We start from the raw sequence: 14186 nt of genomic DNA, 5'->3' as shown, positions 1-14186 counted from the left end.
CTGAAGGGTGCCGGCAGCCGGCACCCGATTGCCGTCCTGGCTTTATTTTGTGACCGAGGCATTCCAGAAATACGGCCACGGAGCGGGATCGACGCCTTCCAGCTTGTTGGACTTCGCCGCCACGGCATTGAAGTCACCGATCTTGAGAAGCGGCAGCTCGGCATAGATCGTCTTCTGCACATCGGCCCAGAGAGCGATGCGTTTATCCGGATCGACTTCGGCAGTGAAGGCATCAACTGCAGCCTTGCGTGCCGGCGTATCCCACCAGCCCGGCGAGCTCGTGGAAAGCGCGCCCATCAGCGCCGGTTCCGGCAGGAACGGGCTGTGGCTGATATAAATATCCCAGAGCTTCGGGTCAGCGCGGCGCTGTGTCAGCGTCGCCCAGTCCACCACCTGCATATCCACCTTGAAACCGGCCAGTTTCAGATATTCTGCAGCAACCTGCGCCATCTTGTAATGGAACTCATACTGGCGGCTGGTAAGGATGCGCAGCGGCTCACCATTGTAACCGGCCGCCTTCAGCTTTTCGGCGGCGGCTTCCGGATTGCCGACATTATAGTTGCCCTCGACACCTACTTCTGAATGCCAAGAGAAGTTGTCGGGATAATAAGCGCCGTCGAGCGCGTAGAAATCCGTGCTGCCGAAAGCCGCCGCGAGCATGTCTTCCATGTTTAGCGCTTCCGTCACCGCCTTGCGAACCTCAAGCTTTGAGGACAGTCCCTCCTTGGTGTTGAAGACGAAGACCGGATAGCCGAAGGGCTTCAGCATCAACGGCTGCGAGGCGGAGGACGACTTCACCTTCTCGAAGGATTCCACAGGAATGGAATCGACATAGTCGTATTGGCCCGAAACGGCGGCTTCGACGCGGGTGTTCGGATCAGGCACCGGAACGAAGCGGATTTCATCGAGATATTGATGGCGCGCACCGCCGTAACCGTCGCTTTCGCCGCCGCGGGACTTGTAGCCATCGAAGCGCACGAGCTGGATATACTGGTCGGCCTTGCGTTCCTTCAGCATATAGGGACCGGTGCCGATGAATTCGGCCATCGGCTCCGCCTGCTTTTCGGCCGGCAGGATGATCGCCGCGGAATTGTTGAACGCGAGCAGCGAGGTGAGCGGGGCATAGGGCTGCTCGAGGGTGATCGCCACCGTACCGGCGTCGGGTGCGGAGATATTCTCGATAAAGCCGGCGGCCTGCTTGCCGCGCGAGGCGATCTTCATCCAGCGTCCGAGCGAGGCGACGACATCTTCAGACGTCATGTCGCTGCCGTCGTGGAACTTGATGCCCTGCCTGAGCTTGATCGTGTAGGTTTTGCCATCTGCGCTGATCTCGGGCAGGCTTTCCGCCAGCAGCGGCGTCACCTTCCAGCCCTTGTCGAAAGTATAGAGCGTTTCGAAAATATGCTGTGTGACGATGCCGACGAGATCGGCGGTAGACGCCATGGGGTCCAATGTCGGCGGCTCGCCGATGGTGGCGACATTGATCACGCCGCCCTTTTCCTGGGCCATCATCACACCCGGTGCAAGCAACAACGCGGCGGTGGCGAGAAATGCAATTTTACGTCTCATGGTCAAGCTCCCAGCTCTTCTGTGTTCCATTATTATGTTATATGCATCTTTATAACAGAATATCTTGCTGCGACGCCTTGTCAATAACCTTGAAGGGAGGAGGAATGATTACCAGACCGACGGGGAAGCATTTTGGTACGCACCGCCCGCCCGGCGCGCTTTCGGCAGCCACAGCCAGACGCCGGGTCGGCGCAGATGTCAGGAAATTTGGAAGCGGGATATTTCGCATCTGCGAACAAGATGCTATTCAAGAGACGGCGCAGGACAGGATTCCGACAGACATAACCCTGCGTCCATATTATTTTCGCATTGTTTCGTCTTCGCAGCCGCGCTTTTGCGGGTGAAGACAAGATTGATATTCGATACTGCCGGCTTATTTCCAGGTCGGATTACAAATTTTTATTACGTTGATATTATTGAGGAAACTATGAAGACGGCGATCGTCCATGACTGGCTCACCGATAGGGGTGGGGCTGAAAAGGTCCTTCACAACCTTCTCGAAATCTATCCTCAGGCAGATCTTTTCTGCCTCGTCGATTTCATGAGCGAGCGTGATCGCGGCTTTCTCGGCGGCCGCCCGGTCAATACCTCCTTCATCCAGAACCTGCCCTTCGCCCGGAAGAAATATCGCTCTTACCTGCCGTTGATGCCGCTCGCCGTCGAGCAATTCGATTTGAGCGGTTATGATCTCGTCATTTCCTCAAGCTATGCAGTAGCCAAAGGCGTCATCACCGGGCCGGGCCAGTTTCACGTTTCCTATATCCACAGCCCCATCCGTTATGCGTGGGATCTTCAGCATCAGTACCTCAAGGAAACGCGGCTGACGCACGGCTTCGCCTCGTGGATCGCCCGCGCCATCCTACATTATATCCGCATGTGGGACATCCGCACCGCCAACGGTGTCGACCTGATGACCGTCAACTCCAAATTCATCCGCAACCGGGTGCGCAAGTGTTATGGGCGGGATTCCACGGTGATCTATCCCCCAGTGGATACCTCCCACCTCTCTCCCTCTGATCGCAAGGGCAATTATTTCGTCACGGCATCACGGCTGGTGCCCTACAAAAAAGTGCATCTGATCGTCGAAGCCTTCGCCAAAATGCCCGACCGGCGCCTCGTTGTCATCGGAGACGGCCCGGACATGAAGCGCATTCGCGATATCGCGACTCCCAATATCGAAATCCTGGGGTTTGTCGGCAATGAGGAGCTTCACAGATACATGGCGGAAGCCAAGGCATTCATCTTTGCGGCGGAAGACGACTTCGGCATCGTGCCCGTCGAATCCCAGGCTCTGGGCACACCAGTGATCGCTTATGGCAAGGGCGGCGTGCTGGAAACCGTCATACCGCTCGGCGGCTCCAACCAGCCCACGGGCCTTTATTTCCGCGAACAGACGCCTGAAGCGATCTGCCGCGCGGTGCAGGAGTTCGTCGACAATTCCGACCGCTTCGACAAGACCGCCTGCATCGACAATGCCGCCCGTTTCTCCCGCGAACGCTTCCTGAGGGAATTTGCCGACACCGTCAATTTCGCGCTCGCTGAACGGGCGTGATCGCCTGCAAAGTGAAACTCGACTATCAAAACTGATTACATGGTGTCGACAAAGGAAAAAACTGCATAAGCGTGACAAAACTGCACTAGCACAATGCAGCAATCACAGAGATGATAGTGGGCGGACGAATGTTGAATTGCAGCGAAAATAAAACAGTGCGTCTTGCATAACATAAGCAATACACAAGATTTAGCCCGAGATACCTTAATAAAATTGAATTACGCTCCAAAATTGCATATTACTTTCGCAGTTCAACACGTTTTTCAATCCTATCCTTTCTGAACAAATGCAAACCGGCTGAGACTTTCTTTACCGGGTTATTTACGAAGTGATCATTTTTAAAAACCTATACGTGTCCGTTTATGCTTTTCGCACGATATTCATTTTGAGGACCAAATGCGTTTATTGAATGTTTCGATTCTGCTCGCCTCTGCGGCTCTGGCAGGCTGCACTGTCACAGCGGCATCTGGCCCCGACGCAGCCACAATCGAATCCAACGCCTCCGTAAAATTCGGATCAAAGGACAAGAAAAAAACCGCAGGCGTGGATTATGCGCTTATCGACATCAACAGCTCCGTCCTTAACTATGTCGGTGATACCACCACGACCACCTTGCTCGGCAGCTTCGGTGGTGGCAAGGGCGGCGTCCCGGCATTGCCGATGGGTGTCGGCGACGTAGTCCAGGTTGCCATTTTCGAAAGCCAGGCCGGCGGCCTGTTCATTCCAAACGATGCAGGCAGCCGCCCGGGTAACTTCATCAGCCTGCCCAACCAGACGGTCGACCGGGAAGGCAATATCAGCGTTCCCTATGCAGGCAAGATCCGCGCAACCGGCCGCAATGTCGAGGATGTGCAGAGTGAAATCGAGGAGCGCCTGGCAAATCGCGCCATCGAGCCGCAGGTTCTGATCACCAAGATTTCCAGCCGCTCCGCACAGGCCTCGGTTCTGGGCGACGTCAAAGAGCCGACAAAGGTGCAGCTGTCGGAAGCGGGTGATCGCGTTCTTGACGTCATCTCTTACGCGAAAGGCCTGAGTGCTCCCAACATAGAGTCCTATGTCACGCTCATTCGGCGCGGGAAGACGGCCCGCGTCAACTATAATCACCTTGTCAGCACGCCTTCGGAAAACATCTATGTGGTGCCGGGCGACACCATCATGGTGGAGCGGGAGCGCCGTACTTATCTAGCCTTCGGCGCTTCCGGCCTCAACGGCCGTTTCGAGTTCGAGGACGCCGATCTCAAGCTCTCGGACGCCCTTGGCAAGGCGGGCGGATTGCTCGACTCCCGTGCAGATCCCGCCCAAGTCTATGTCTACCGCATCGTCAAGCGCGATCTCCTCGTGAAGCTCGGCATCAACACGTCGAAATTCGCTGGCCAGGACGTTCCGGTCATTTTCCGTGCCAATCTGCGCGATCCCTCGACCTTCTTTGCCAGCACGAAATTCCCGATGCAGGATCGCGACATTATCTATGTCACGAACTCGCAGGCTACCGAACTCTACAAGTTCCTGGATCTCGTCGGCTCCGTGCCCGCCACCACAGGCAATGTTGCTGAAGATGTGCTGGCGACCCGCAACGCCATCCGGGCTTTCTGACCTCCGGCGTATCGCATCGCGCAAAAGGCCGCCCCGGAAACGAGGCGGCCTTTTCCTGTGCAAACCGGCGCGAAGAATACGCGCAATGGCGGGGTTGCATGCGAGCGCGATCCGCTTCAGCCCCTGTACGGCAGGGCAAACGGCCCTCGCACACGGTTACTGCCATTACAAAAGTTTAAGGTGATTTCGCAGCGTATTGGGTGTCTTGTGGAGGAAAGCTGCTCCCAAGGCTTGCCGCACATGTCGGGAAACATGTATCGCCTTCATTACGCGGAACCGTCAGATGAAACGTTTCTGGACCGCCCTCAGCGTTCTTGCCATCGCAGCCGCCGGCGCGTGGTATTTCAAGGACCGCCTGCCGCTTGATCAAATTCCCTATCTGAAACAATTTGCCAGCACTCCACCGCAGGCGGAGACCGCAACCGCAGAAACGACTGCAAGTGCAAAACCGCAATCCTCCCGCAATGGCCAGCCAGGCGCACAACAGGGGCAACGGCAGGGGGGCGGGCGGCGCAATGGCGGACCACCGACCGTCAGCACCATTTCGGTCAGTAAGGCGACGCTGCCAATGGACGCGGCGGCAACAGGGTGGGCGGTAGCAGCCGACATCACCAATATCGCACCGCTCCAGGCCGGCCTCGTCACCGAAATCGAGGCAAAGGACGGCCAGCACATCAAGGCGGGGGATCTGATCCTCAAGATGGACGATCGCATCGCCCGTGCGGCGGTCGACAAGGACAAGGCGAATATCGCCGCCGACCAGGCGACACTTGAACAGACTGAAGCCGCTTTTCAGCGTGCCGCCAACCTCGTCAAGCAAAGCGCCGAGTCACAGCAGGTGCTGGATCAGGCCAGAGCGGCGCGGGACAGCGCCAGCGCCAAGATCGATGCCGACCGCGCAACGCTTGCGTCCGATCAGGTGGCGTTGGAACATATGGAAATCCGTGCTCCCTTCGATGGGAGACTGGGTCATATCAGCGTCAGCCCGGGGGCTTACCTTAGTGCCGGCGTGAATATCGTGACGATCACGAAATACGACCCCATCTCGGTCAGTTTCCGGCTCTCTCAACGCTATCTGCCGCAATTGCGCGAAGGCGTAGCGAAAGACACGGCAGTTGATGTCGACTCTGCGGCGACCGGCGGCGAGGCGATGCGCGGCGTACTGCGTTTTTACGACAACACTGTGGACCAGACCTCCGGCACAGTGCTGGCAAAGGCGGAGTTCAAGAACGACCGCGGCCTTTTGTGGCCCGGTCAGTCCGTCAACGTCACCGCGCATTTTGTTTCCGAAGACGAAATGGTCGTCGTACCGACGGTCGCTGTGCGGCCCGGACCGAGAGGCAATTTTGTCTACACGGTCGACGGCGATCATCATGCTCATATGACGCCAGTTGAGGTCGCGCGTTCGAACGGCGACCTCACCGCCATTGCGAACGGCCTTAATGGCGGAGAGCATCTCATCGTCGAGGGCCAGTCGGAACTCGCCGACGGCCAGCTCGTGATCGAGCAATTTTCCGACAAGGGCGGGGCGGCAGGCAATCTGGCCGCCAATATTCCGCAGGAAAAGGCTGGCCGCCAATGATCCCGAATTTTTGCATCAACAGGCCCGTCGCCACCACGCTTCTCGCCATCGGCCTCGTTCTGGCAGGCCTTGCCGGTTTCCGTTTACTCCCGGTCGCGGCCTTGCCGAAGGTGGATTTTCCGACGATCAACGTGTCGTCATCACTCTCCGGCGCCTCCCCGCAAACCATGGCCACCTCGGTCACCACGCCACTGGTCAAGCAGTTCGAGACAATTCCCGGCGTCAGCGAGATCAGCGCCACCAATACGCTTGGCAACAGCTCGATCGTGCTTCAGTTCGATCTCAACCGCGATATCGACGCGGCCGCTGCCGACGTGCAGGCCGCAATTTCCCGCGCGCAACGGCAGTTGCCAAGCAATATGACGACGACGCCCAGCTATCGCAAAACGAACCCGGCCGATGCCCCGGTACTCTTGCTTGCGGTCAACAGCAAGGAAATGCCCACCAGCAAGGTCGATGAAATCGCCGAGAACATTATCTCCCCGCTCCTTTCCACCATTTCCGGCGTGGCGCAGGTAAGTATCTACGGTGCGCAGACCTATGCCGTGCGCATTGGGCTGGATCCGGCGCAGCTTCAGGCAAGAGGCCTCGGCGTCGATACGGTCACCACCGCCATTGCCCAGGCGAACAATCAGGTTCCCGTCGGCGCACTGCAGAACGATAATCAGCGCTTGACGATCGAAGCCGATACCCAGCGCACGAACGCAGCCGCCTTCCGTTCGCTGGTCGTATCGACGAACAACGGCGCACCCATTCACCTCGGTGATATCGCCAACGTCACCGACAGCATTGACAACACCAATGCGGGCAGCTGGTTCGACGGCGAACAGGCCATCGTTCTCGCCGTTCAGCGGCAACCGGATGCCAACACCGTCGATGTCGTGGACGCCATCAAGGCCAAGCTGCCGGCGCTTCACCAGCAATTGCCGCCTTCCGTCAACATCAACGTGATGAACGACGCCTCGACCGCGATCAAGGACGCGATTTCCGACGTTCAGTTTACCCTGTTCCTGACCATCGGGCTGGTGGTGGCAGTGATCTACCTCTTCACCGGGCATCTGACGGCAACCGTCATTCCGGGTCTTGCCGTGCCGTTGTCGCTGATCACGGCGTTCGGCGCGATGTATGTGCTGGGTTACAGCATCGACAATATCTCCCTGCTTGGGCTCACCCTGTCAGTAGGTCTTGTGGTGGACGATGCCATCGTCATGCTGGAAAACATATTGCGCCTGCACGAAGAGGGGCTGCCGATGCGGGAAGCCGCGCTGCAGGGTGCAGCGGAAGTCAGCAGCACCATCCTCTCCATGTCGATTTCGCTTGTCGCCGTCTTCATCCCCATTCTGTTGATGGGCGGGGTGATCGGCAGGCTCTTTAATGAATTCGGCATGGTCGTCACGCTCGCCATCATGGCCTCGGCTCTGGTATCGCTGACGGTCACGCCAATGCTCGCCTCGCGCCTTTCCGGCCACTCCTCCCGGCCACCGGCGATCATCCGCTGGTTCGATGCCGGCTTCGAGCGGACGCTTCGCGCCTATGGAAACGCCGTGAGCTGGTGCCTTTCCCATCGCCGGATTGTTTTGGCGTCATTTCTCGCCTCGGTCGCGGCATCTCTTTATCTATTCGAAGTGCTGCCCTCCAGCTTCTTCCCCCAGGAAGACATCGGCCGTCTTTCGGTTTCCACGCAGGCGCGAGAGGATATTTCCTACACGGCGATGCGCGATCTCCAGGCGCAGGTTGCCGATCAGATCCGCAAGAATCCGGCCGTGGTACACGTTACATCCATCGTTGGCGGCAATTCGCGCAATCCGCTGAACAACGGCTCGATGTTTGTCGAACTCAAGCCCAAGGAGGAGCGTGCACCTCTGAGCCAGGTTCTGACGGAACTGGGCCAGGCCAGCTCGAAAGTCGCGGGCATCCGCACCTATATCAACCCGCAGCAGAGCCTGCGTTTCGGCGGGCGCAGCTCCGCCAGCCAATATCAGCTCGTGGTGCAGGGCTTGAACGCTGATATCACCAATGAATGGTCGAACAAGCTGATGGAGGCGATGCGCCGCGACCATACCTTCACGTCAGTCACCTCGGATGCCCAAAACGGCGCCATCGCCGCCACGATTTCGGTCGATTCGGAAAAAGCCGCTGCCTTCGGGATTACCAATGATCAGCTGCGCAAGACACTGGAAATGTCCTTCGGCGGTTACACCGCCGCACAGATCCAGTCGACCGGCGACAGCTACGATGTCATTGTCGAGTTCGACAGCTCGAAGCCGTGGAATGACGATTTCCTGAGCGACATCAATATTCTTTCGGCCAAAACGGGCGTACTGGTGCCGCTTTCCAACTTCGCTGCTCTCACCCGGACGCAAGCGCCTGTTACCATCAATCAGACGGGCCAGCTCGTCTCCACCACCATCTCCTTCAACCTTCCGGATGGTGTGGCACTCTCCGACGCCACAAGTCGGATCGACCAGCTCAAGACCACGATAGGCCTGCCGCAGGATGTCTTCACCAGCTATGGCGGCACGGCGGCAATCTTCCAGCAGAGCCAGGGGAACACCGGAATCCTCATTCTGGCGGCGGTGCTCACCATCTATGTCGTTCTCGGCGTTCTCTATGAGAGCTTCATCCACCCGCTGACCATTCTTTCCGGCCTGCCGGCAGCGGCCTTCGGCGCCCTTGTGGCGCTGAAGGTTATGGGCATGGATTTCTCCATCATCGCCCTGATCGGGCTATTGATGCTTATCGGCATCGTCAAGAAAAACGCGATCATGATGATCGACGTGGCGGTGGAACTGATGCGCGAAAAAGCGGAACCACCCACAACCGCCATTCACGAAGCCTGCGTGCGCCGGTTCCGCCCGATCATGATGACGACATTCTGCGCATTGCTTGGCGCTCTTCCCATCGCGCTCGGCTCGGGCGCCAGTTCAGAACTGCGCCAACCGCTCGGCATCGCGGTGGTCGGCGGTCTCATCGTCTCGCAATTGCTGACATTGTTCATCACGCCTGTCATCTTCGTGGAAATGGACCGCTTCGGCCGGTTTCTGTCAGGGCTATTTTCCCGCAAGAAAAATGTCGAACTCCATGCGCAAAAGCAGGAACAGGGCGCGAAACCTGAGCCGGATTCCGTAGCGGCCTAACGCACTTCCTCAAGGCGTTTCAACGCCTCCGGAAACCCTTTGCCCTGCAGCTGGAACGAGACAATGCGACCCTGCAGATCGGGTGCCTCTATCGTCAGTGTCTGTTCCGCCTTCAGCGCCGAGACCAGCTCGACAAAGGGCGAGAAGGAAACAACGCAGCCAACCGGTAAGCAAGTGCTGACCTGCACCTCCTGCAAGCGCATATTTCCCGATTTGACGGAAAAGAGCTTGGTCACGGCTAGACCGAAGGGCAGAACCATCGTGCCCGCAAGTTTCCCCGGTGCTTTTTCACCGGCGAGCCGGAACTCCACGGAAACGGCGAGTTTGCGGGTCTTTTCCTCCAATTGGACCTGAGCTATCGCGCATGTCCGCTTGATTTCCTGCGTCGCGCCAGACGCTCTATCTGGCTCATCGTTATTTTCGGGTCCAGCGCAGGCAAGCTGCCAGCTTCCGTGGGCCTCGTGGAAGGATACCGCGCCTTGCGACGTCTCCTGCGCAGCTGCGCTGTCGAGAGAACTTGCGACGAACAGCAGAGTGGCAGCCATGGCACTTGCGCAACGCGTCTTTTTACACTGCATCAAAAGCGAACCCCAAGTTCGGCGGCAGCGGACTGATCTAGCAGCCCAGCGCCGAAAACTGCACCATAACGGAATGTCAACGTAGCCGATGGCGTGAGATCGTAGCTTAGCCCCAGATTAAGTGTTGCTGCGTCTCGCGAACCTCTCGTGCTCACGACCGAAAACGCCTCGCCGCCTTCGTAGAAAAGGCTGCTGTTCATGTCAGTGTCGCCATAATTGTGACGCCAGGCGAGATCGAACATTGCGCGGCCAAGCATGCCTTCCAGCGCGACATCCCTCGTGATGCGCGCGCCGAGCGTCGTGTAAAGCTGATCGTAGCGTGCCGATGCTGAGGATACTGCGGCGATCCCGCCTTTTTCGCCAAAATCTCCGGTGCGGCTGTTTACGTAGGCGATGTTGGCATAGGGCTCGACATGGGTCAGATCAAAATCGAAACGCCAGGCTGCTTCGGCAAAGACCTGCGACGTCGAGCCGCCATAGCTGGCGGAGAGGTTTTCGCTCAGTGTCGAGAAAGAGACCGAGCGGCGCGTATCCATATCCTGAAAAGCATGGATCGCCCCAAACCGCAGAGACGCAGGCCCGATCATCGTGCCCGCATAAGCAGCCACAAAATAACTGTCGACCTCTGCTGAAGCAGCAAATGTCTTCTGCTCGATCCTCTCGTGACTGTAACCGCCCGCCACACCAGCGCGCCAACTTTTCCCGAGCTCACCATCAAGTCCGAACAGAATGCCGCCGCCCTTGCTATCAACCGATGAGCCATTGCCATCGCCATCAACACGTCCACGCGATCCCAAACCGCTGGTCCAGAAGCTCGGCGATCCTTCTTCCTCGAACAAGAGGCCCCCGTCGTCCTTCACAAAAGCGACGGGCATGATTGGCCGCGCATCGATGCTGTCGAAAGCGCGGCGCAGCCGTTCTAGAACGACGTCCCGGGTTTGGCTGCTGCGATTGATCAAGGTCATGGCAACAGACGGGTGGATTTCTCCGGCAAGCTGCGAAAATGCCAGTTGCGTTTCACCGCCCTGAAGGAAAATGGCGGACCGATACAGGGCTGCATTTTCTCCGAGGGCCTCAACGGCGTTGGCCGCGGCTCGCGCATTGGCCGTGGTCGCTTGCGCGGCAAGAAATCCGGGGGCCGACGATGCCGGGCTGAACGACAGATAAGCGGTGCCAGTGTCGTCGCTCTTTGCGATGGTAGCGGTCAGATAGGCAAAGCTCTCATCGATGCGGGAAAAAGCCCCGGTTATGCCACCCGTCGCAGTGAGTATCTGGTAGCGCGTATTCAGACTGAAAGCAGATCGGTTCGTCAGCGGCGTGACGACGAGGGTTACATCATTGGCGATTGTTACGGTACCGTTCACAGCAAGCCTGTCGGAATTCCCGGCGGTATCTATATCAACCGCATATTTGCCGCCCGCAGCGAATGTAGCGTCGCCTGTCGATGTCAACGTTCCAAGCGGATTACCCGGAGCCAGCGTCCCGCCCGGACCGATGGAAAGGCCGGCAACGGTACCCGTACCGCCGAGCGCCGCGCCGTCGACCACTGAAACCGCGCTCGCCAACGAGCCATTGACGCTCAGCTTTCCGCCTGAGACTGTCGTCGGACCCAGATAAGTGCTGACGGCCGAGAGTTCGAGGTTGCCTGCGCCAGTCTTTTCGAAACTGCCCGTGCCGTGAATCGCATTCGAAAGCCTGCCGGCGCCATCCACGACCAGCGCCGCGTCATTGGCGATCTCGCCGGAGCCAAAACTTCCAGCGATTCCCTTCAAGGTACCGCCAGATATCGTGGTGCCGCCGGAATAGCTGTTGTTTCCAGCAAGCGTCGTCACGCCATTTTCAGCAACAACGCTGCCCGCTCCCGAAATATCGGCTTTTACGAGGTACGCCGTCTGCGAGTGATTGAAAACGATCCGGCCAGCGCCGGCTCCAAAGCTGATCGCCTGAGCGTCAATGGTGCCGGCCGAACGGGCCGTTTGTCCGGAAGCTGCGCCGACATTCAGGACGCCAGCCGAACCAGCAGACGACGCAATGAGGATGGTAGGCGCCGCGAGCGCTGCGCCGCCGGTTACTTCAACGCTGCCGTTCCCCGCAGCGCCGATGACCAAGGTGTCGCCAACGGAGACGCGCGAGCCGATGCCGTTGACGAGGACGGCCCCATCAGACCCCGCCGAAGAACCCACGGAAAACAGATAGGCATTGAGCGACGCACCATTCGTCACAGTCAAACCGCCGGAACCGGATTGTCCGACCGTCATGCGGCCGGAAGCCCCAAGCCCGCTATCGACGTAAGCCGTTACATTCGAGCTGGCACCCATGATGGTCATCGTTCCCGATGAGCCCGAAAGATCTCCCAGGACCACCTCCCCTGCCCGGATATTTCCGCCGGCGCTGGCTGTAACCTCGGCCGAAGCCGTGTCCTGATAACCGGCGATCAAGGTACCGGTCATCGTCCAGCTGGAGCCACCGCCGGTAACAGTGACCGATGACGACGAACCGCCGAGCGCAGCGACGACACCGTTTCTACTCTCGACAGCCCCCCCTGCTTCAACCGACATCATGGCGTTGCCACCGCGACCGACGATGATGTCACCCTCGCTGCGCAACGTGCTGCCAACGCCGGAAATCCGGGCGGAGCCGGTACTGGCGGCACTGTTGCCGAGTACGACGGCTTGACTGCCGACGATGCCGCCACCCGTTACGGCCAACGATCCGGTGCCGGCATCGCCGATCGCAAGGCCGCCACTGCCGACAGTCCAGGCCGATCCCTCGCCATCGATAATGGCTGCCCCGGTCGCGCCGGCAACAGTGCCGAGCCGGGCGGCGGTGCTATTAACCTTGCCACCGGCGGTCACATTCAAGGTTCCGTTACCGGAAGCCCCGCCGGGGTCGGCGACATCGCCACCGATCTGAAGATCGCCCGGGACCCAGGTGGACCCGTCGCCGGTCACCGTCGCAACGGAGGTGGAATGGCGTCCGATGATGGCGCTGTCGCTGGTCGCTGATGCCGCCGCCTCGACAGTCAGGCGAGCACTGCCCTCATTTCCAACGATCAATTGACCGGTTTCCAGTGAAGAGCCGAGCCGGGTAAGAGTGACTTCGCTTCCCGATGCGGAATAAAGATTGGCAATGACGGTTGTCGTTCCGCTGAGGAGTTTTCCGCCGCCCGTCACCGTGAGTGTGCTGACACCGGCATTGCCGATGACGGTGTCGGCTGCAACCGTCCAGCGGCTGCCGGCGCCCGATATAAGCGTGGCACCTTCGGTTCCAGCCCCCTCGCCCAGAATGGCCCTTTGGCTGTCTACCGTGCTTCCGGCAAGAATTTTAAGCTCGCCGTTTCCGCCGCCGGAGGGCGCGGACCCGCCGCCGTATCCCACAAAGATCGTGCCTGCCGTAACGAGACTGGACGAATTGTCGAGTGTCAGGAAACCGTTCCCTGTTGCCCTTTCGCCGATGTAGACGGTCCCGGTCGAGACCGCGCTGCCATGTAACAGGGAGAGGGTACCGATGCCGTTACCGCCGACCGATAAGAGACCCTGGTTTTGCAGGGTCGCGCCCGAGAACGTGACGGTACCACCGATTCCCGCGGCGACGCCAAGGCTGAGCGAATTTGATAACAGGCTCCCATTGATAACCAAAGTACCGGACGAAACCTGCCCGACCTTGACGGAATTGGCCGTGGCAGATGTGCTGGCCACGACAACCGGGCCATCGCTGTTGATCAACACGTCATCGCCGGCATCGGGCACGTGGGCTGACGGCGCCCAGTTCGTCGAGGCAGACCAACTGCCGCCCCCAGCGCCGGTCCAGTTCAAGGTTTCCGCACAAGCACTCTGACCAAGGCTAACGGAAAGAAGAATCGACAAAAACCAGCCTGTGCCGAACACCGAAAGGCGCCCGGCAGCTTTCCTGCATGCAATACTTTCCGGAGAGGTTTCCCCATCCAAAAAGAGGCAGAAACAACCGGACATTCAAACTTCCCTAATGAGCGCCGCACTATATCCATGATTCGGCGAATCATTTCTTCACCGAACCAAGTGCATTAAGCCATTTTAGAAAGTCAGCGCCAGCTATAACGTCACTAGGACAGGGGTTTACTTTGAACGCTGGATGAGTGCCGTGAAAAGCGGGCGGCTGCAGCTGATATCTTGCATTAAGCGCTTATGACATCGCAG

At 58.7% G+C, this 14186-nt stretch carries 7 protein-coding genes; 4 read left to right on the top strand and 3 right to left on the bottom strand.

Annotation, left to right across the window (positions count from 1 at the left end; all coding sequences use genetic code 11):
- Positions 1–42 precede the first annotated feature (42 nt).
- The gene (locus EYD00_RS21455) at positions 43–1569 is read right to left on the bottom strand and encodes an ABC transporter substrate-binding protein (protein ID WP_034498193.1); all 1527 of its coding nucleotides are present in this window, start codon (positions 1567–1569) and stop codon (positions 43–45) included.
- Positions 1570–1996: 427 nt separating this feature from the next.
- Here EYD00_RS21455 and EYD00_RS21450 point away from each other — a divergent pair, with 427 nt between their 5' ends.
- The 4 genes from EYD00_RS21450 to EYD00_RS21435 all read left to right on the top strand — a co-directional run bounded on the left by EYD00_RS21450 (position 1997) and on the right by EYD00_RS21435 (position 9433).
- Entirely contained in the window at positions 1997–3121 is a 1125-nt protein-coding gene (locus EYD00_RS21450; protein WP_034498196.1) for a glycosyltransferase family 4 protein, read from the top strand.
- Positions 3122–3517: 396 nt separating this feature from the next.
- Positions 3518–4714, top strand: a complete 1197-nt coding sequence (locus tag EYD00_RS21445; RefSeq protein WP_006698533.1) for a polysaccharide biosynthesis/export family protein — start codon at positions 3518–3520, stop codon at positions 4712–4714.
- Between the two features lie 283 nt (positions 4715–4997).
- Positions 4998–6296 carry an efflux RND transporter periplasmic adaptor subunit gene (locus tag EYD00_RS21440; protein ID WP_034498197.1) on the top strand — a complete coding sequence of 433 codons (1299 nt, stop codon included), beginning with the start codon at positions 4998–5000 and terminating at the stop codon, positions 6294–6296.
- On the top strand, positions 6293–9433 hold the full coding sequence (locus EYD00_RS21435) for an efflux RND transporter permease subunit (protein ID WP_006698535.1): 3141 nt from the start codon (positions 6293–6295) through the stop codon (positions 9431–9433). Before EYD00_RS21440 ends, EYD00_RS21435 begins: the two co-directional genes overlap by 4 nt.
- Here the strand turns inward: EYD00_RS21435 and EYD00_RS21430 are convergent.
- A complete protein-coding gene (locus tag EYD00_RS21430; protein WP_006698536.1) occupies positions 9430–9978 on the bottom strand; it encodes an invasion associated locus B family protein in 549 nt (182 codons plus the stop codon). The genes EYD00_RS21435 and EYD00_RS21430 overlap by 4 nt on opposite strands.
- Before the next feature lie 32 nt (positions 9979–10010).
- Complete coding sequence (locus EYD00_RS21425; RefSeq protein WP_034498199.1) at positions 10011–13982, bottom strand: autotransporter domain-containing protein; 3972 nt, start codon at positions 13980–13982, stop codon at positions 10011–10013.
- Between the last annotated feature and the right edge of the window lie 204 nt (positions 13983–14186).

It is taken from the genome of Agrobacterium sp. 33MFTa1.1, from assembly GCF_004328495.1.
GTDB lineage: Bacteria > Pseudomonadota > Alphaproteobacteria > Rhizobiales > Rhizobiaceae > Agrobacterium > Agrobacterium pusense.
The sequence above is the reverse complement of the archived record's forward strand: the minus strand, read 5'-3'. Positions and strand labels throughout refer to the sequence as shown.

Bases quoted from the DNA above. Each gene is read 5' to 3' on its own strand.
- EYD00_RS21455 (WP_034498193.1), bottom strand. From the start codon at position 1,569: ATGAGACGTAAAATTGCATTTCTCGCCACCGCCGCGTTGTTGCTTGCA.
- EYD00_RS21450 (WP_034498196.1), top strand. From the start codon at position 1,997: ATGAAGACGGCGATCGTCCATGACTGGCTCACCGATAGGGGTGGGGCT.
- EYD00_RS21445 (WP_006698533.1), top strand. From the start codon at position 3,518: ATGCGTTTATTGAATGTTTCGATTCTGCTCGCCTCTGCGGCTCTGGCA.
- EYD00_RS21440 (WP_034498197.1), top strand. From the start codon at position 4,998: ATGAAACGTTTCTGGACCGCCCTCAGCGTTCTTGCCATCGCAGCCGCC.
- EYD00_RS21435 (WP_006698535.1), top strand. From the start codon at position 6,293: ATGATCCCGAATTTTTGCATCAACAGGCCCGTCGCCACCACGCTTCTC.
- EYD00_RS21430 (WP_006698536.1), bottom strand. From the start codon at position 9,978: ATGGCTGCCACTCTGCTGTTCGTCGCAAGTTCTCTCGACAGCGCAGCT.
- EYD00_RS21425 (WP_034498199.1), bottom strand. From the start codon at position 13,982: ATGTCCGGTTGTTTCTGCCTCTTTTTGGATGGGGAAACCTCTCCGGAA.